This window comes from Modestobacter sp. SYSU DS0511 (assembly GCF_054050755.1).
This window is the reverse complement of the sequence record NZ_JBJGZY010000005.1, coordinates 105,380-122,165: the sequence shown is the minus strand read 5'-3', so window position 1 is coordinate 122,165 and position 16,786 is coordinate 105,380. Positions and strand designations below refer to the sequence as shown.

18 protein-coding genes are annotated in these 16,786 nt (G+C 73.5%); 1 reads left to right on the top strand and 17 read right to left on the bottom strand.

Annotation, left to right across the window (positions count from 1 at the left end; all coding sequences use genetic code 11):
• Positions 1–6: 6 nt before the first annotated feature.
• The 17 genes from ACI783_RS04475 to ACI783_RS04395 form a co-directional block, all read right to left on the bottom strand.
• On the bottom strand, positions 7–1,290 hold the full coding sequence (locus ACI783_RS04475; protein ID WP_457139318.1) for a flagellar hook-length control protein FliK: 1,284 nt from the start codon (positions 1,288–1,290) through the stop codon (positions 7–9).
• Complete coding sequence (locus ACI783_RS04470; RefSeq protein WP_457139317.1) at positions 1,287–2,243, bottom strand: NlpC/P60 family protein; 957 nt, start codon at positions 2,241–2,243, stop codon at positions 1,287–1,289. Before ACI783_RS04470 ends, ACI783_RS04475 begins: the two co-directional genes overlap by 4 nt.
• Entirely contained in the window at positions 2,231–2,683 is a 453-nt protein-coding gene (locus ACI783_RS04465) for a flagellar FliJ family protein (protein WP_457139316.1), read from the bottom strand. The genes ACI783_RS04470 and ACI783_RS04465 overlap by 13 nt, the downstream gene beginning before the upstream one ends.
• Complete coding sequence (locus ACI783_RS04460) at positions 2,680–4,005, bottom strand: FliI/YscN family ATPase (RefSeq protein WP_457139315.1); 1,326 nt, start codon at positions 4,003–4,005, stop codon at positions 2,680–2,682. The genes ACI783_RS04465 and ACI783_RS04460 overlap by 4 nt, the downstream gene beginning before the upstream one ends.
• A complete protein-coding gene (locus ACI783_RS04455; RefSeq protein ID WP_457139314.1) occupies positions 4,002–4,982 on the bottom strand; it encodes a FliH/SctL family protein in 981 nt (326 codons plus the stop codon). Before ACI783_RS04455 ends, ACI783_RS04460 begins: the two co-directional genes overlap by 4 nt.
• Positions 4,960–6,033, bottom strand: coding sequence for a flagellar motor switch protein FliG (gene fliG / locus ACI783_RS04450; protein ID WP_457139313.1), 1,074 nt, complete (start codon positions 6,031–6,033; stop codon positions 4,960–4,962). The genes ACI783_RS04455 and fliG overlap by 23 nt, the downstream gene beginning before the upstream one ends.
• A 100-nt stretch (positions 6,034–6,133) precedes the next feature.
• Positions 6,134–7,687: a flagellar basal-body MS-ring/collar protein FliF gene (gene fliF, locus ACI783_RS04445; RefSeq protein ID WP_457139312.1), complete on the bottom strand. Its 1,554-nt coding sequence runs from the start codon at positions 7,685–7,687 to the stop codon at positions 6,134–6,136.
• Positions 7,687–8,028 (bottom strand): flagellar hook-basal body complex protein FliE, encoded by a 342-nt coding sequence (locus ACI783_RS04440; protein ID WP_457139311.1) that lies wholly within the window; start codon positions 8,026–8,028, stop codon positions 7,687–7,689. The genes fliF and ACI783_RS04440 overlap by 1 nt, the downstream gene beginning before the upstream one ends.
• A gap of 2 nt (positions 8,029–8,030) precedes the next feature.
• Positions 8,031–8,435, bottom strand: a complete 405-nt coding sequence (locus ACI783_RS04435; RefSeq protein WP_457139310.1) for a flagellar basal body rod protein FlgC — start codon at positions 8,433–8,435, stop codon at positions 8,031–8,033.
• Between the two features lie 76 nt (positions 8,436–8,511).
• The gene (locus ACI783_RS04430) at positions 8,512–8,859 is read right to left on the bottom strand and encodes a flagellar basal body rod protein FlgB (RefSeq protein WP_457082978.1); all 348 of its coding nucleotides are present in this window, start codon (positions 8,857–8,859) and stop codon (positions 8,512–8,514) included.
• 265 nt (positions 8,860–9,124) lie between these two features.
• Positions 9,125–9,511 (bottom strand): hypothetical protein, encoded by a 387-nt coding sequence (locus tag ACI783_RS04425; protein ID WP_457139309.1) that lies wholly within the window; start codon positions 9,509–9,511, stop codon positions 9,125–9,127.
• Positions 9,508–9,894, bottom strand: coding sequence for a flagellar export chaperone FliS (fliS, locus tag ACI783_RS04420; RefSeq protein ID WP_457139308.1), 387 nt, complete (start codon positions 9,892–9,894; stop codon positions 9,508–9,510). Before fliS ends, ACI783_RS04425 begins: the two co-directional genes overlap by 4 nt.
• Before the next feature lie 37 nt (positions 9,895–9,931).
• Positions 9,932–11,293, bottom strand: a complete 1,362-nt coding sequence (gene fliD / locus ACI783_RS04415) for a flagellar filament capping protein FliD (protein ID WP_457139307.1) — start codon at positions 11,291–11,293, stop codon at positions 9,932–9,934.
• Between the two features lie 110 nt (positions 11,294–11,403).
• Positions 11,404–12,573, bottom strand: a complete 1,170-nt coding sequence (locus ACI783_RS04410; protein WP_457139306.1) for a flagellin N-terminal helical domain-containing protein — start codon at positions 12,571–12,573, stop codon at positions 11,404–11,406.
• A 220-nt stretch (positions 12,574–12,793) separates the two neighbouring features.
• Positions 12,794–13,966 carry a flagellin N-terminal helical domain-containing protein gene (locus ACI783_RS04405; protein WP_457139305.1) on the bottom strand — a complete coding sequence of 391 codons (1,173 nt, stop codon included), beginning with the start codon at positions 13,964–13,966 and terminating at the stop codon, positions 12,794–12,796.
• Between the two features lie 132 nt (positions 13,967–14,098).
• A complete protein-coding gene (locus tag ACI783_RS04400; RefSeq protein ID WP_457139304.1) occupies positions 14,099–14,917 on the bottom strand; it encodes a flagellin N-terminal helical domain-containing protein in 819 nt (272 codons plus the stop codon).
• 138 nt (positions 14,918–15,055) lie between these two features.
• A complete protein-coding gene (locus tag ACI783_RS04395; RefSeq protein WP_457139303.1) occupies positions 15,056–16,066 on the bottom strand; it encodes a sigma-70 family RNA polymerase sigma factor in 1,011 nt (336 codons plus the stop codon).
• A 172-nt stretch (positions 16,067–16,238) separates the two neighbouring features.
• Here ACI783_RS04395 and ACI783_RS04390 point away from each other — a divergent pair, with 172 nt between their 5' ends.
• Positions 16,239–16,727, top strand: a complete 489-nt coding sequence (locus ACI783_RS04390) for a flagellar protein FlgN (protein WP_457139302.1) — start codon at positions 16,239–16,241, stop codon at positions 16,725–16,727.
• Positions 16,728–16,786: the final 59 nt, after the last annotated feature.

Genomic DNA, 16,786 nt, shown 5'->3' with positions numbered 1-16,786 from the left:
TCCGTCTCAGGCGAGGACGTCCACGCCGGACGACGCGGACTGCTCGGTGGCGAGGGCGGGGCTGCCCTCACCGCGGTGCTCGGGGTCGCGCGCGGCCCGGGGGCCGGACCCCTGCTCTCCGGGCTGGCCCTGCTGCCCGGAGGCGGAGCCCTGCCCCTGCTGGCCGGCGCGGGCGTCGAGCAGCTGCTGCGCCGAGCGCAGCGTGCTGCCCAGGTCGGCGGTGGTGTCGTCGACGGCGAGGCGGCCCAGGGTCAGGCCCGCGCCCTCCAGCTCCCGGCGCAGCTCGGGCAGCGCATCGGTGAGGGCGTGCCGTCCGGCGTCCGAGCCGCCCTGCAGGGTCAGGTCCAGGCTGCCGTCGGTCACCGTGACCTGGATGGAGACCGGCCCCAGCTCCTCGGGGGTGATGACCAGGGTCATCGTCGAGCTCCCGTCGGGCGCGTTGCTGAGCACCGCGAGCTGGCGGCCCAGCTGCTGGGCGACCGGCGGCTCCGCAGCCGGCGGCGTGGGTCCGGCGGCACCGAGCGGGTCGGTGCGGACCGCCGTCGGCGTGGCGGTGGCCCCGCCGACGAGACCGACCGCGTCCGGCTCGGTTGTGCCGCTGCCGCTGCCGCTGCCGCTGCCATGGCCCGGACCGGCGTCGGGGCCGGTCCCGGTGCCAGCGGTGTCGCCTGCGGCCACGGGGAGGACGACGACGGAGAGGTCGGCCGGGAGGCCGGCGCCTGCGGCCCCGGTGGTCCCGGCCGGGGCGGTGGCCGGCTGCGTGCCGGCCAGCCCGAGGGCGGACAGCAGCGCGGCCGGCGTGCCGGGCGCGGGTGCGGACGGCTCCGCGCCGGTTGCCGCCGGGTCGGTGACGGTGGGCAGCGGGAGGGCCGGGGCGCTGACGCCGGGCTGCTGGACCCCGAGCGGCTGCCCGCCGGCCGCCGTGGCGCCGGTGACCGCGCCGATGAGCGCGGCGGCGGCGGCGGTCGCCTCCGGCTGGGTGCCGGGCGTGGTGCCCAGCGACGCCCCGGCGGCGAGCAGCGCCCACAGCCCCGGGGGCACGTCGATCGGGACGGCGACCGGCGTCGCCGGGGTCTCTCCACCGGTCCCCTCGCCGGGGGCGCCCCCGGACGCGTCCCCCGTGCCGTTCCCGGGGCGGCGGGAGGGGTTCCCGGCGCCGTGCAGCACGTCGTCCAGGGCGCTGGCGAAGCCGGCCGCGTTCTCGGCGGACCCGGTGGCCGGGCCGCCGGTGGAGCCGGTCGCGCGGCCGGTGGCCGGCGTCATCGGCAGGGCGGACATGGGGGCTGTCATCGGTAGGCCTCCGCGGCGCTGGTCACCTTCTGGACGTAGGACCGGGTCTCGGCGTAGGGCGGGACGCCCCCGGCGCGCTGCACCGCGCCGGGCCCGGCGTTGTAGGCCGCCAGCGCCAGCTCCGTGGAGCCGAACTGCTGGGTCAGGCTCGCCAGGTAGCGGGCGGCGCCGTCGATGGCGGACGCCGGGTCGCCGGGGTCGACGCCCAGGCCGCGCGCGGTGGCCGGCATGAACTGCATGAGCCCCTGTGCGCCGGCGGGGGAGACCGCCGCGGTGTTGAAGTTCGACTCGGTCTTCGCCATCGCGGCGAGCACGGCCGGGTCGACCCCGTGCCGGCTGCCGGCAGCACGGAACAGGTCGGCGTACGGGACCCCGCCCAGGCCGGTGCCGCGGGCGGCCGTGGACGGGGCCGACACGGCGCCGTCGGGCAGCACGCGGCGGATCACCGTCGGCCGGCCGACGTCCTGCACCTTGACGACGTCGCCCTCCTGCGGGGCGGCGATCATCTTGCCGCCGCCGATGTAGAGCCCGACGTGGTCGATGCCCGGCCGGTTGCCGGAGTTGTCGAAGAAGACCAGGTCACCCGGCTGGGCCTCGGCGAGCGAGGCGACCGGTCGGCCGGCGGTGGCCTGCTGGGCCGAGGTGCGGGGGATGCTGACGCCCAGGTCGGCGTACACGCGCTGGGTGAACCCGGAGCAGTCCAGGCCGCTCTTCGGGTCGGTGCCGCCCCAGCGGTAGGGGACCCCGAGGTACTTCTGCGCAGCGCCGACGACCTCGGCGCCGGTGCCGGTGGTGGCGAAGCCGCTGAGGTCCGTCTGCGCCGTCGACGAGGTGCCGGTGAGGCCGGCTGCCGACGCGGCGCTGGACCAGGCGGCCGCCGAGCTCGGTGGGGTGCGCAGGAAACGGGCCTGGATCTCGCTGATCCGGCCGTGCACCGCGGTCAGTCCCTCCACGTGCCCTCCTCCTCCGTCGTCCTCGTCGTGTGGCGGCCGGTCACCAGGTCGTCGACCGCGCGCTCCTCGGCTGCCTCGGCGGCGGTGCGCGCGGCCGACAGGTGGCGCTCCCGCAACTTCTCCAGCCCCTTGGTGCGCTGGGCCGCCGCCGTCCAGCGGGCCCGGACCAGCTCGGCCTGTTCCGCGTGGGCGACGGCGAGAGCCCGTGCAGCAGACACATCGGCAGCCGCGGCCGACGATGCGACCATCGCGGCGACGAAGGCGGCGCCGGGGACGGCCGCGGGCAGGCGGCGGGCCGAGAGCGCCTCGGCGTCGTCCTCGGCCCGCCGGGCGGCCTCGGCGGCGTCGCGGGCGGCGGCGGCCGCGGCCAGCGCCGCCGTCCGCTCCTCGGTGCGGCGCAGGCGCAGCACCGGCTCCAGCCGGAAGGCGGGCTGCCTCACGCGGCGGAGACCAGGCCGTGCAGCCGGGCCCACGCCTCGGGCGGCGGGGTGGAGTCAGACGTCGCCTGGCGCAGGAAGGCGTCGATGTCCGGCAGCAGGCGCCGGGCACGGTCGACCAGCGGGTCGGTGCCGGCCTGGTAGGCCCCGATCTCGATCAGCTCCCGGACGTCGCGCAGCGCCCCGAGCATCCGGCGCAGCTCCCGGGCGTCGGTCATCTGCGGCGGCGGCACGACGGCGGTGGCCACCCGGGAGATCGACTCGAGCACGTCGATCGCCGGGAAGTGGCCGGCGGTGGCCAGGCGTCGGCTGAGCACGACGTGACCGTCGAGGATGGAGCGGGCGGTGTCGGCGATCGGCTCGTTGTGGTCGTCGCCGTCGACCAGCACGGTGTACAGCCCGGTGATCGAGCCGGTGGTGCTGGTGCCGGCCTTCTCCAGCAGCTTGGGCAGCATCGCGAAGACGCTCGGCGGGTAACCGCGGGTGGCCGGGGGCTCGCCGGCGGAGAGCCCGACCTCGCGCTGGGCCATCGCGGTACGGGTGATCGAGTCCATCATCAGCAGCACGTCGCGGCCCTGGTCGCGGAAGGCCTCGGCGATCCGGGTGGCGACGAAGGCCGCCTTCAACCGCACCAGCGGCGGCTCGTCGGAGGTGGCGACCACGACGACGCTGTTCGCCAGGCCCTCGGGGCCGAGGTCCTCCTCGATGAACTCCCGGACCTCGCGGCCACGCTCGCCGATCAGCCCGATGACCCGGATGTCGGCGTCGGTGCCCCGGGTGATCTGGGACAGCAGCGTGGACTTGCCGACGCCGGAGCCGGCGAAGATGCCCAGCCGCTGCCCACGGCCGGCGGGCACCATGGTGTCCAGCGCCCGCACCCCGGTGGCCAGCGGCCGGCGCACCCGTTCCCGGGTGAGCGCGTTGGGGGTCTCGCTGGTCAGGTCGACCCAGGACACCAGCGAGCCCAACGGGGGACCGCCGTCCATCGGGCGACCCAGCCCGTCGAGCACCCGGCCCAGCAGGGCCTCGCCGACCGGCACCTGCAGCGGCCGCCCGGTGGGGCGGACCCGGGCGCCGGCGCGGACGCCGGAGAGGTCGCCCAGCGGCATGCAGGTCATCCGCTCCCGCTGCACCGCCACCACCTCGGCGAGCAGCGGACGACGGCCGGAGCTGACCTCGACCAGGTCCCCGACGGCGGCGGGCACGCCCTCGACGCTGAGGGTCAGCCCCATCGCGCCGGTCACCACCCCGGACAGCTCCGGGCGGGCGGCGGCCCGGGCCCGCGCGACCAGCGCGGCGGCCGGTCCGGCGGTGAGCACGCTCACGAGCGCAGCACCGATCGCACCCGCTCGAGCGCGGCGCCGAGCTGGGCGTCCACCCGCAGGGTGCCGGCCTCGGCCAGCGCGCCGGCCCGTTCCACGTCGGGGTCTCCGACGACCCGGACCGCCGGGGGCAGGTCGGCCAGCGCGGCCGGGGGCACCTCGGCGAGGTCGTCGGGGTGCAGCCGGACGACGACGGGCACGTCGGCCGGGCAGAGGGTCAGCGCGCGGCGCAGGGCGTCCAGCCCGGCGGCGTCGGCGGTGGCCAGCTCACGGCCGAGAAGGTCGCCGACCAGCGTGACGACGGCATCCAGCACGTGGTCGCGCAGCTCGTCGACCACCGGCGCGGCCGTGGCGTCCAGCCGCTCCACCGCGGCGCCCATGGCCGCGGTGGCCGAGGCCAGCCGCCGCTCCCAGCGCGCCTGCACGTCGGCCAGCCGTTCCTCGGCCGCGCGCTCGGCGGCGGCGACGACCTGCTCGGCGGCGACGAGGCCCTCGGCGTGCCCGGCGGCCCAGCCCTCGCGGCGGGCCTCCTCGCGCAGCCGGGCGAGCTGCTCGGCGTAGACCTCGCCCAGGCGCGGGCCGGTGCGCGCCGCGGTCTGCTGGGCGACGGTGTCCACCGGGGCGTGGGCCGGCGCCCAGGGGCGGGCCTGCGCCGGATCGGCGGTCAGCGGGAGCCGCGCACCGACGGGTGGGGCGGCGGGCGGGTCGGCCGGCTGGGACCGGCCGACGGCGGCGTCGACGGCCGCCGTGACCGCGGCCGTGGCGACCGGCGCGCCGCCGGCGGGCAGGGGGTCGACCGGCGTCGCCGGGGCGGGCACGACCGGGGGAGCGCCGGCCCGCTGGTCGCGGGCACGTCGTCCCCACGGCGCGCCGTCGCCGGTGCGCTGGTACGGGACGGCGTCGGCGGCCGACGAGCCGCGCAGCAGCAGCGACTCCCGCGCGGCCCGGGTGCTCGCGTCAGGCGACGAAATCGTCCTCACCGCCCCGCGAGATGGTCAGCACGCCCTGCTCCTCCAGCGTGCGGATGACCGCGACCACCTTGGCCTGCGACTCCTCCACGGTGCGCTGACGGACCGGGCCGAGCAGCTCCATCTCCTCGAGCAGGTTCTCCCCGGCGCGCTCGGAGAGGTTGCGGACCACCTTGTCCCGGACGTCCTGCTTCACGCCCTTGAGCGCGGTGGCCAGGTCGTTGGCCTCCACGTCGCGCAGCACCAGCTGCAGCGAGCGGTCGTCGATGGTGACGATGTCCTCGAAGACGAACATCTGCGAGCGGATCCGCTCGGCGAGCTCCGGGTCGCTGTTGTCCAGCCACTCCAGGATGGAGCGCTCGGTCGGGCGGGGGGAGCGGTTGATGATCTCGACCAGGGTGTCCACGCCGCCGACGGTGGCCATGTCCTGGTAGGCCAGCAGGGAGCCCATCCGGCGGCCGAGCTCCTCCTCGACCATCCGGACCATCTCCGGGGCGGTGCGGTCCATCAGCGCGATCCGGTAGGCGACGTCGGCCTGCTGGTCCGGTGGGAAGCCGGAGAGGACCTCCGCCGACTGCGGGGCGGGCAGGTGGGCGAGCACGAGAGCGATGACCTGGGGGTGCTCGTCCTTCAGGAAGGTGACCAGCTGGCGCACGTCGGTGTTGCGCAGCGAGGCGAACGGCAGCTCGGTGTAGACGACGTTGAGCCGGGACAGGATGCCGTCGGCCTTCTCCTCGCCGAGGCCGGCGGCGAGCACCTCGCGGGCGAAGTCGATGCCGCCGGTGCCGACGAAGCGGCGGGCCTGCATCAGCGAGTGGAACTCGGTGAGGACGTTGTCGACGTCGCTGCCGTCCACCTTCTCCAGGCGCATGAGCTCGCTGGTGAGCTTCTCGACCTCCGAGGGGCGCAGCTGGGCGAGGATCGTGCCGGCCTCCTCCTTGGTCAGCTGGGCCAGGAAGAGCGCCGCCTTGCGGATGCCGGGCATGTCCGTGCGGGCGACGGCCGCCCCGGTCCGGACGGCCGGCGGCATGCCGGCCATCTGCTCCACGCTCGCGATGCTCACTGTCGGATCTCCCCGGTGCTCTCGAAGCGCCCGCTGGCGCCCGCTCCCGTCATCGGCAGTCCCGGGCCCCGTCGGTGTGCGACGGGGCCGGGGAGGTGGGTCACTTCGACTCGGCGAACCAGCCGCGCAGCATGGTGGCGACCTCGTCCGGGCGCTCGCTGACCATCTCCGAGATCTCGCCGCGGACCTTCTCCCGCTGTGCCGACTCCAGCCGCGCCTGGTGGTCGTCGAGCTCGGGGTCGCGGATGCTCTCGACCTGGATCCGCGCCTGCTCCAGCGCGTCCACCTCGTCGTCGAACTCCTCGTACTCCTCGCGGTTGCGGCGGGAGCGGAGCCAGACGACGAGCACCAGGAGGGCGATGCCCAGCGCGATGCCGCCGGTCTTGATCATCGACCACATGGCGGCGGTCTTCTCGGCCTCCTCCGCGGCGGCGAGGTCCGCGGCCGCCTGGTCGGCGGCCGTGGTGTCGAACGGCATCGCCGCGACGGTGATGGCGTCCCCGCGGGCGACGTCGAGACCGACGGCGTTGCCGACCAGCTGCTGGATCGCGGCCTGGTCGGCGGCGATGCCGGCGTCCATGACCACCGAGACGGTGAGCCGGTTGATCGCCCCGGGGGCACCGGCGATGGTCTCGACCGTCTTGTCCACCGCGTTGTTGCTGGTGGTCGACTCCTTCTCGTACGTCGACTCGCCCTGGCCGTTGACCGCCAGGTCCTCCGCGCCGAGCACGCCGCCGACGGCGCCGCCGGTGCCGGCGTAGTTCTCCACGGTGCGCTGCTCGGACAGCGGCGGGGTGCCCTCGTTGAACTCGTACCGCTCGGTCGTGGCGTCCCGCTTGTCCAGGTCCAGGTCGGCGCGGACCTTGACCACGGCCATGCCGGGACCGGCGACGGTGTCCAGGATCTGCTGGGCGTTGGCGGCCAGCCGCGCCTCGTAGGTCTGCTCCATCTCCGAGCGGGCGTCGCCCGCGGCGCTGGTGACCTCACCGGCGGCCGACAGCACCGACCCGTTCGAGTCGGCGACGGTGACCGCGTCGGGGGACATGCCCTGGACGCTGGAGGAGACCAGGTGGGTGACGGCCTGGATCTGCTCCCGGGACAGCTGCGTCCCGGGCTTGAGGTCCAGCAGCACCGAGGCAGTGGGGTCGCCCTGGTCGGTCGCGAAAACCTGCTCCTTGGGCAGCGCGACGTGCACCACCGCGGTCCGCACGCCGCTGATGGCCTTCAGCGTGCTGGAGAGCTCGCCCTCCAGGGCGCGCTGGTAGGAGATCTGCTGCTGGAACTCGCTGGTGGTGATGCCCTGCTCGTCCAGCAGCGCGTAGCCGGTCTCGTTCCCGGCCGGCAGGCCCTGGCCGCTCATCGCCAGCCGCAGGTCGTACACCTTGTCCTGCGCGACCATGACGGTCTGACCGCCGTCGGCCAGCTGGTAGGCCGCGCCCTGGGCGTTCAGCTCCTCCACGATCGCCGAGGCGTCGGTGGAGGACAGGTTGCTGAACAGCGGCGACATGGTGGGCGCGGTGATCCATCGGGTGAAGAAGAAGCCGCCGAAGAGCAGCCCGGTCAGCAGCAGACCGATGACGATCTTCTGGCCGAGGCTGATCGTCGTCAGCATCGAGCGGACCCGCTCCAGCGGGCCGGCGAGGGCGGCGGGCATCAGATCTGCATCCTCATGATCTCGGTGAACGCGGCCACCGCGGAGTTCTTCAGCGTCACCACGGTGTCGGTGGCGAGCCGCGCCTCAGTGCTGGCGATCATGTAGTCGTGGGCGTCCTGCAGGTCGCCGGTGGCGGCCTGCAGGGCCAGGGAGTCCGCGGTCGACTGCACGGCCTGCAGGTTGTCCACGGCACCGGTCAGGACGGCGGCGAACCCGCCGGCCCCGTTGGTCGACGGGACGGCGGCGGCCGAGGCGATGCCGGCGGTACCGGTCAGCTCCTGGACACCGGTGGCCGCGGCGGTGGGCATGCCGAAGGAGATCGGTCCGATGGGGGAGGTCACGGTCAGCCCTTCCCGAGCTGCAGGGCCTGCTGGTAGGCCGAGGTGGCGCGTTCGATGGTGGCCAGGTTGGCCTGGTAGCCGCGCTGGGCCATCAGCAGCTGGGTCATCTGCTCGCCCAGGTCGATGTCGGGGTAGCGGACGTAGCCCTCGCCGTCGGCCAGCGGGTTGTCCGGCTCGTGGACCATCCGGCCCTCGGCACTGCCGAGTTCGGTCCGGGCCACCCGCACGCCGCCCACGCCGGAGCCGTACTGCACGGCCTCGGCGACGATCATGCGTTCCTGGAAGGCGTCCTCGCCGGCCGGGCGGACGGTGTTGATGTTGGCCATGTTGTCCGCGACGGCGTCCATCCACTTGCGGTGGACGAACAGCGACGAACCGCCGATGCGCAGGGTGTCGAAGACGCTCACTTGTCCTCCTCGCTGGCGCTCGTCGGCCGCGTTCGCGGGGCTGCTGTGCTCATGGATGAGCTCGCGAGCTCGCTCATCACTGCGTCCGCAGGGCCGAGCGCAGCAGCGCGTACTTGCCGTCGAGGGCGTTGATCGCGAGCTGGTAGCGCAGGCCGGTCTCCTGGGCGATCACCGTCTCGGTGTCCAGGTTGACGTTGTTGCCGTCCATCCGGGTCGGGTCCATCGACCGGGTCACGGAGCCCTGCCCGACCCGGGCGGCCTCCCCGTTGGCGATCTCGGTGCGCAGGGTGGACTCGAAGTCCACCCGGCCGGCGAGGTAGCCCGGCGTCTGGAGGTTGGCGATGTTGTCGGCGGTCACGCGCTGGCGCTGCTGCAGGCCGGTGAGCGAGGCGTGCAGCGCCGTCATGGTCGAGTCGGTGATCACCGGACGCCCAGCGTGGAGCGACGGAGCACGAGATACCTCCGGGTACGGCGGGTCGCGCGGGCAGGGGCTCCTGCGCGCGTGAGGGGGTCGCCGATCCGTGGCGGGATGGTGCATTCCGTGCACCAGGGTCATCGGCAGCCGCGGCGGCCGACATGACCACGTGCACTCGATCGTGCACCGTCAGTCACACAATGCACGCGTCCCCCGGGGCAGAAATGGCCATTTCTGCCCCGGGGGACGGGGGAGGTGCGTGGGGTGGTGGAGGTCAGAGGGCCCGGTCGATGAAGGAGGCGACCGGGCGTGACGGTGCATAGCTCATCCGGGCGGCGACGTCGCGCTGCTTCTGCGACTGGGTGATCCGCTCGACGAGGGCCTCGGCCACGGCCAGCTGGTGCTGCAGGAGCCGGGCGGCGCGCTCGCGCAGGTCGTCGGGGAGCGGGCCCAGGTTGCTCGGCGGGATCCAGTCCGTGGACCGCCGCCCCCAGGCCGCGATCTCCTCGGCCCGGTCCCGGGCGAGGGTCTCCTCGGCGTCGTGCACGTCGCCTTCCAGCGCGTCCAGCACCGCCGGCCAGTTGCGGGCCTCGTCCACCAGCGCCGGGAAGTCGCCGACCCGGTTGCGGGCGGGGGCGTCCCCCGCCCGGTCGCCGATCATGCGGGTGCGGACGCGAGGGAGGCCGCGGCCTCCCGCCAGGCGTCCCGCAGCGGCTCGACGACCTTGCGGCAGTCCCCGACGCGGCGCAGGTCGCCCTTGACGGCGGCCTGGCCGAGCTCGGCGATCAGCCAGTTGTACAGCGCGGCCAGCCGGGGCGCACCTTCCCAGGCGTCGACCTGCAGGCTCTCCAGCAGGCCGAAGACGACGTCCTGGGCGTGCTGCAACTGCTCCTGGGCCGCCTGCCGGTCGCCGTTCTCCAGGGCGGTCTGGCCGCGCTCGAGGTCCAGGGCCAGCCGGTCGTAGAGCATGACCAGCAGCCGCTGCGGTGAGGCGGTGGTGACCGTGTCGCCCAGGTAGCGGGCGCGGAGGGAAGCGGTGCTCATCGGGAAGATGCTCCAGGGCGTTCGCGGTTCGGCGGGGTCAGGAGTTGGACTTGGACCAGGAGGGCAGCCCGGCGATCTGCGAGGTCAGCCAGGACGCCTGGTTCTGCATCGTGCTCAGCGCGGTCTCCATCGCGGTGAACTGCCGGGTCAGCGTGGTCCGGCGCATCTCCAGCCGGACGTCCCAGGCGGCGATCCGGTCCTGTAGGTCCCGGGCGAGGTCGTCCCCGCTCTTGGCGAGCAGGACCAGCGACCCGGTCGTGCTGTCGCTGGCGCCCTTGGCCAGCGCCTCCAGCTGCGCGGCGAGGCCGACGGGCGAGGTGACGTCGTCGGCGTTGCCGCTGATCCCGTCGGTCCCGGCGCTGACGATCCGCTTCTCGGTGAGCAACGCCTGCGCCGCGGCCGGGTCGCTGGCCAGCGCCGACGTGAAGACGGCCTTGTCGAAGGTGAGCTGGCCGTCGCGGGTCAGCTGGATGCCGACCGTGGAGGCCGACTTCCCGCCGACGGCGCCGGACACGATGCCGAGGATCTGGGTCGACAGGCCGCGCAGCGTGCTGTCGCCCTTGAGGATCGCCGAGCTGCTCTTCGCGTCCGTGTAGGAGGACACCGCCGAGAGCAGCGAGTTGGCCGCGTCGACGAGGCTCTGCACCTTGGCGGCCGTCGCGTCCGGGTCCTTGGCGACCGTCACGGTGGCCGCGGCGTCCTTCTTGCTGACGGTGAACGTGCTCCCGGGGAGCACGTCGGTGAAGGTGTTCGTCGACGAGGTGACGTCGTAGCCCGCGGTCGCGTCCCCGATCCGCAGCTTCGCGTCGGTTCCGGTGGCGAGGGTCGTGACGGCGACGTCGCCGGTCACGGTGAAGGTCCCCGCGGTGCCGGAGGTCTTGGACGCGAGCTGGAGCCGGACGCCGTCGCCGGTGTTGACCGCCACCGCGGTGACCCCGGCGGCGGAGGCGTTGATTGCCTTGACGGCGTCGTTGACGGTCTGGCCGGCGGTCAGCGTGACGTCGACCCCGGCGATGGTGAGGGTGGTCGGGCCGGTCGCGTTCAACGCGGTGTCGGCCGTGGCCCAGCTCCCGGTGCTGTAGACGGCGTGGGTGGCCGCCAGGCTCGTGACGGTGAAGCTCAGCGACCCGGTGGCCGCGCCGGCGGAGGCGGAGGCGGTCACGGAGGTGTCCGAGCTGCTCGCCTTGGTCGTGGTCCAGGCGGTGTCCGCGGTGAGCGCGGCCGCGGCGGTGCGCAGGGCGTCAAACCGGGTGTTGACCGCGCGGTAGGCGGCGGCATCGGACTGGGTGGCGGACAGCTGCTGCTTCAGCAGCGTCTGCGGGTTGGCCTCCACCTGCATCAGCTGGGAGATCATGGTGCTGTAGTCGATGCCCGAGATGAGGCCCGTGCTCACGCTCATGCCTGCCATGCCGGTGCCTCCGTCGTTCGGGGATCAGGGGGTGGAGCACCAGTGAGGGGGGAGGCCCGAGGGCCTCCCCCCTCACCGGGTGTTCAGGTGGTGCGGGTGGATCAGCCCAGCAGCTTCAGGATGCCCTGGGGCGCCTGGTTGGCCTGGGCCAGCATCGCGGTGCCGGCCTGGGTCAGGATCTGGGTGCGGGTGAAGTTGGTCATCTCCTGAGCCATGTCCGTGTCACGGATCCGGCTCTCCGACGCCGACAGGTTCTCGACGGCGACGTTGAGGTTGTTGACCGTGTGCTCGAACCGGTTCTGGATGGCACCCAGGTCGGCGCGAGTGGTGGAGACGGTCTTGATGGCGTCGTCGATCATGCCGATCGCCACGGAGGCGCCCGAGGCGGCGGTGAAGGACACCGTCTTGTCGGCCAGCTGCTGGGCGGTCGGGGTGGCGCCCGGGTCCTCACCGGTGAAGGTGACGCCGGTGCCGCTGTCGGCCACGTCCACCGCGCCGGTGCCGAAGGTGGCGTCGGCGGCGGCCTGCAGCCGGGCCAGGGACTGGGCCGCGGTCTCGGTGGAGTCGTACTTGACCGAGGCCAGGTCCAGGCTCTTGCCGCCGTAGGAGATCGAGCCGTTGAGGGCGTCGAAGTCCGCGGTGGTGAGCGCAGCGGCGGCGGTGAGGGTGGCCACCGAGGCGGTGTTGGCCGCCGCGGCCGTCGTGGTCGAGCCCGCGGTGCCGCCGGTGCTGGCAGCCGAGACGTCGACGCCGTCGACGCCCAGGCCCTGGGCGCCCATGTTGGTGCCGATGCTGACGCCGATGGTCTCGCCGGCGTTGGCACCCACCTGGAAGGTGGTGTTGTACTTGCCGTCGAGCAGCTGCTTGCCGTTGAAGTTCGTCGTGGACGCGATGCGGTCGAGCTCGGACTTGAGCTGGCCGATCTCGGACTGGATGTTCTTCTTGGCGTCGTCGTTCAGGGACCCCTCGTTGGAGGCCTGGACCGACAGGTCACGCATGCGCTGCAGGATCTTGTGCGTCTCGGTGAGCGCACCTTCAGCGGTCTGCACGACCGAGATGCCGTCCTGGGTGTTGCGGACGGCGACCTTGAGGCCACCGATCTGCGAGCGGAGGCCCTCGGAGATGGCCAGCCCCGCAGCGTCGTCGGCGGCGCGGTTGATGCGGAAGCCGGAGGAGAGCTTCTCCAGCGACTTGCTCATCTGGCTGTCGGTGACCGACAGGTTGCGGTACGAGTTCATCGCCGCGATGTTGTTGTTGACGCTCAGACCCATGGTGTTCCTCCGTGGACGTGGGTTTCAGGATCCCGCTGCATCCGTGCTGCGGGGTGTTGCAGTGCCAGGATCGGCGGGCGCAGGGCCGGTCTTGACCTGAAACGGGAACGAACTTCCGGAGGACCGGGGCGGGTCCGTCGTGCTGCCGGGGTCCGGGCAGCAGTGAGGGGGAGGCCGGGGCCTCCCCCTCACCGGGTGCTGCTCAGGGAGTGCGGGTGGGTCAGCCCAGCAGGCGCAGGATGTTCTGCGGCGCCTGGTTGGCCTGGGCCAGCATCGCGGTGCCGGCCTGGGTCAGGATCTGGGCGCGGGTGAAGTTGGTCATCTCCGAGGCCATGTCCGTGTCGCGGATCCGGCTCTCCGACGCGGTCAGGTTCTCGACGGCGACGTTGAGGTTGTTGACCGTGTGCTCGAACCGGTTCTGGATGGCACCCAGGTCGGCGCGAGTGGTGGAGACGGTCTTGATGGCCTCGTCGATCTGGCCGATCGCCACGGAGGCGCCCGAGGCGGCGGTGAAGGACACCGTCTTGTCGGCCAGCTGCTGGGCGGTCGGGGTGGCGCCCGGGTCCTCACCGGTGAAGGTGAGGCCGGTGCCGCTGTCGGCCACGTCCACCGCGCCGGTGCCGAAGGTGGCGTCGGCGGCGGCCTGCAGCCGGGCCAGGGACTGGGCCGCGGTCTCGGTGGAGTCGTACTTGACCGAGGCCAGGTCCAGGCTCTTGCCGTTGTAGGAGATCGAGCCGTTGAGGGCGTCGAAGTCCGCGGTGGTCAGCGCGGCGGCGGCCGTGACGGTGGCGATCGACGCCTGGTTGGCCGCGGCGGCCTGCGTCGTGGAACCCGCGCTGCCACCGGCACCGTCGGCCAGCGAGACGTCGACACCGGCGACGCCCAGACCCTCGGCGCCCATGGCGGTGCCGATGCCGACGGCGATGGTCTCGCCGGCGTTGGCACCCACCTGGAAGGTGGTGTTGTACTTGCCGTCCAGCAGGGCCTTGCCGTTGAAGTTGGTCGTGGACGCGATGCGGTCGAGCTCGCTCTTGAGCTGGCCCACCTCGGACTGGATGTTCTTCTTGGCGTCCTCGTTGAGCGAACCGGAGTTCGACGCCTGGACCGACAGGTCACGCATGCGCTGCAGGATCTTGTGCGTCTCGGTGAGCGCACCTTCAGCGGTCTGCACGACCGAGATGCCGTCCTGGGTGTTGCGGACGGCGACCTTCACGCCACCGATCTGCGAGCGCAGGCCCTCGGAGATGGCCAGGCCCGCGGCGTCGTCGGCGGCGCGGTTGATGCGGAAGCCGGAGGAGAGCTTCTCCAGCGACTTGCTCATCTGGCTGTCGGTGACCGACAGGTTGCGGTACGAGTTCAGCGCCGCGATGTTGTTGTTCACGGTCAGACCCATGAGGGACTCCTCCTTGACGGGGTGGCCGCGGCATCCGTGCCGCGGTCGTTGCTCCCCTGTCAACGGACCGGTCCGGCCGCTCCTTGAGGCCCGGCCGGCGGTGTCCCCCCAACGGGTGGGTGACCGCTCCGTTCAGCTCAGCAGCTGCAGCACCCCGCGGGCGCTCTGGTTGGCCTGGGCGAGCATCGCGGTGCCGGCCTGGGTGAGGATCGACGTCCGGCTCAGGGCGGACGTCTCCGCGGCCAGGTCGGCGTCGCGGATGCGGCTCTCCGATGCCGCGGTGTTGTCGATCGCCGCCCCGAGCTTGGCGATGTTGTGCTCGAACCGGTTCTGCACCGCCCCCAGCCCGGCGCGAATGGTCGACACCTGACCGATCGCCGCGTCGATCACCGCGATCGCGTCCGGTGCGCCCCCGGCCGTCACGGCCACCCCGGACACCCCCAGGCCGGCGGCGGACACGGAGGTGCCGAAGTCCACGGAGATCGTGTGACCCACGTCGGCGCCGACCTGGAACACCGTGCGGTAGCTGCCGTCCAGCAGCTTCTTGCCGTTGAAGGAGGTCGTGCCGGCGATCCGGTCGAGCTCGGCGGTCAGCTGCCCGATCTCGGTCTGGACGTTCGCCCGGGCCGCGTCGTCCACGGCCCCGGCGTTCGCCGCCTGGACGGCGAGGTCCCGCATCCGGTGCAGGATCGACTGGCTCTCGGTGAGCGCCCCCTCGGCGGTCCGCAGCACCGAGATGCCGTCCTGGGTGTTCCGCAGTGCGACCTTGAGGCCGCCGATCTGGGTGCGCAGGCCCTCGGAGATCCCCAGGCTGGCGGCGTCGTCGGCGGCTCGGTTGATCCGCTGGCCGGAGGACAGCCGCTCCACGGAGGTGACCAGTTGCCGGTCGGCGACGGACAGGGCGCGGTGGGCGTTCAGCCCGGGGATGTTGCTGTTGACGACGAGGCTCAAGGGACCCTCCGGGGACCGAGCGCGGCGAGGAGGCCCACCGCAGGGTGCGGTGGGCCTCCTCTCCTACGGTCCGCCCGGTCCGGTGTTGACCCGAAACGGGTGAGGTCCTCGGTGCGGCTGTGACTCGGCCGCTCGGGGTCAGGCGGGCTGGGCGGTGGGCTCGCGCTCGGGCGCCTGCCATCCGTACCGCTGGCGCACCCGGGCGGCGGGTGTCGGCACCGGTGCGTGGGCCGGTGGGGCGTCCGGCGCAGGCACCCGGGCCGGGCTCGCCGGGGGAGCGGTGGGCCGCGGTGCGGGGACCGGTGGCCGGACCACGTTCCGCCCCGCAGCCTGGGCGGCGGCGACGCGGTCGACGTAGGCGCGCTGCTGGTTGCGGGCGCGCACCCCGCCGTCGGCCGGTACGGGGGTGTCGTCCCAGATCTCGCTCATCGCCGCGTGCAGCAGGGTCAGCGCGCGGGCCCGCATCTGGGAGACCCGGGAGAGCGTCACACCCAGCGAGTCGGCGATGTCGGTCAGCGACTCGTCGCCGAAGAAGTTCCGTTCGACCACCTCGTCGAGGCGGTCGGGCAGCGCGCGGATCGCCTCGTGCAGGTGCCGGCCCCGCTCGGCGCGCAGGAGCGCCCGCTCGGGGGAGTCGCCGGCGTCGGGCAGGTCCAGGGAGGTGCCGTCGACACCGCTCTCGGCGTCGATGCTCACCATCACGGCGCGGTGCACGTCGACCTGCAGCGAGTCCAGCTCGGCGCGGCCGACACCCAGGCTGGCCGCGAGCTCCGCACGCGTCGGTGGCCGGCCCAGGCTCATGGTGAGTGCGTCCGCTGCGGCGTCGGTGCGCCGGGCGGCGGCCCGGACCGAGCGGCTGGCCCAGTCCCCGGAGCGCAGCTCGTCGAGGACGGCGCCCTGCAGCCGGGGCAGCGCGTAGGTGGCGAAGGTGGCGCCGGCCGTCGGGTCGAACCGGCGGGCCACCTCGACCAGCGCCACGCGGGCGCAGGCCTGCAGGTCCTCGCGGCTGACGTGGCTGGGCAGGGAGATGCGCGAGGCCACCGCGTTCACCGCGAAGTGCGTCAGCGGCAGATGGGTGGTCACCAGTGCGTCGACGTCGGGGTGTCGGCGTTCGCCCCCGGTGACGGGGGTGGGGCTGGCTGCGGTCACGTCGTCTCTCTCGGCGGACCGGAGCCGGTCCGGGACCGGGTGCGCACGGATTTCTGTGCGGCCGTGCTGCTCGGCTTGACCGTGCGCCGGGCCGTGCCGATGGGAGTGGCGTCGGCACGCCCCGCCCGGGCGCGCGCCGCAGACGGACACGACGACGAGGAAGGCGGCCGGCATGGACCACCAGCACCTGTCGACGTTGCTGTGGCGGGAGCACGAGCTCCTGGACCTGCTGCTGTTCAAGGCGGAGGAGAAGCAGTACCTGATCCTCACGGGGAAGAGCCGCTGGCTGCCCCGCATCGCCCACGAGATCGAGGTCGTCCTGGAGCAGCTGCGCACCCTCGAGGTGGAGCGCGCCGCGGCGACCGAGCAGATCGCCGGGCGGCTGGGTCTGGAGGCCAACCCCTCCCTGCGCCAGCTGGCCGACTCCGCGCCGGCGCCGTGGAACGACCTCTACGCCAAGCACCACGAGGCGCTGCTGACGCTCGTCACCGAGCTGCGCAGCCTCTCCGACGCGAACAAGGAGCTGATCGAGAGTGGGTTGTCGGTGATCGGCGACGCGCTGCTGTCCTCCCGCACCGGGACGCAGTCCGGGACGTACACCCAGAACGGCCGCACCGCGGGCAACGCCTACCGCTCGGTGACCCTGGACGGTGCGATGTGAGCGAGCTCGCGAGCGAACCGATGGGCACAGCAGCTCGGCGAACGCCGGCGACGAGCGCC

Bases quoted from the DNA above. Each gene is read 5' to 3' on its own strand.
- ACI783_RS04410 (WP_457139306.1), bottom strand. From the start codon at position 12,573: ATGGGTCTGAGCGTCAACAACAACATCGCGGCGATGAACTCGTACCGC.
- fliD (WP_457139307.1), bottom strand. From the start codon at position 11,293: ATGAGCGTGAGCACGGGCCTCATCTCGGGCATCGACTACAGCACCATG.
- fliF (WP_457139312.1), bottom strand. From the start codon at position 7,687: ATGCCCGCCGCCCTCGCCGGCCCGCTGGAGCGGGTCCGCTCGATGCTG.
- ACI783_RS04390 (WP_457139302.1), top strand. From the start codon at position 16,239: ATGGACCACCAGCACCTGTCGACGTTGCTGTGGCGGGAGCACGAGCTC.
- ACI783_RS04475 (WP_457139318.1), bottom strand. From the start codon at position 1,290: ATGACAGCCCCCATGTCCGCCCTGCCGATGACGCCGGCCACCGGCCGC.
- fliS (WP_457139308.1), bottom strand. From the start codon at position 9,894: ATGAGCACCGCTTCCCTCCGCGCCCGCTACCTGGGCGACACGGTCACC.
- ACI783_RS04405 (WP_457139305.1), bottom strand. From the start codon at position 13,966: ATGGGTCTGACCGTGAACAACAACATCGCGGCGCTGAACTCGTACCGC.
- ACI783_RS04425 (WP_457139309.1), bottom strand. From the start codon at position 9,511: ATGATCGGCGACCGGGCGGGGGACGCCCCCGCCCGCAACCGGGTCGGC.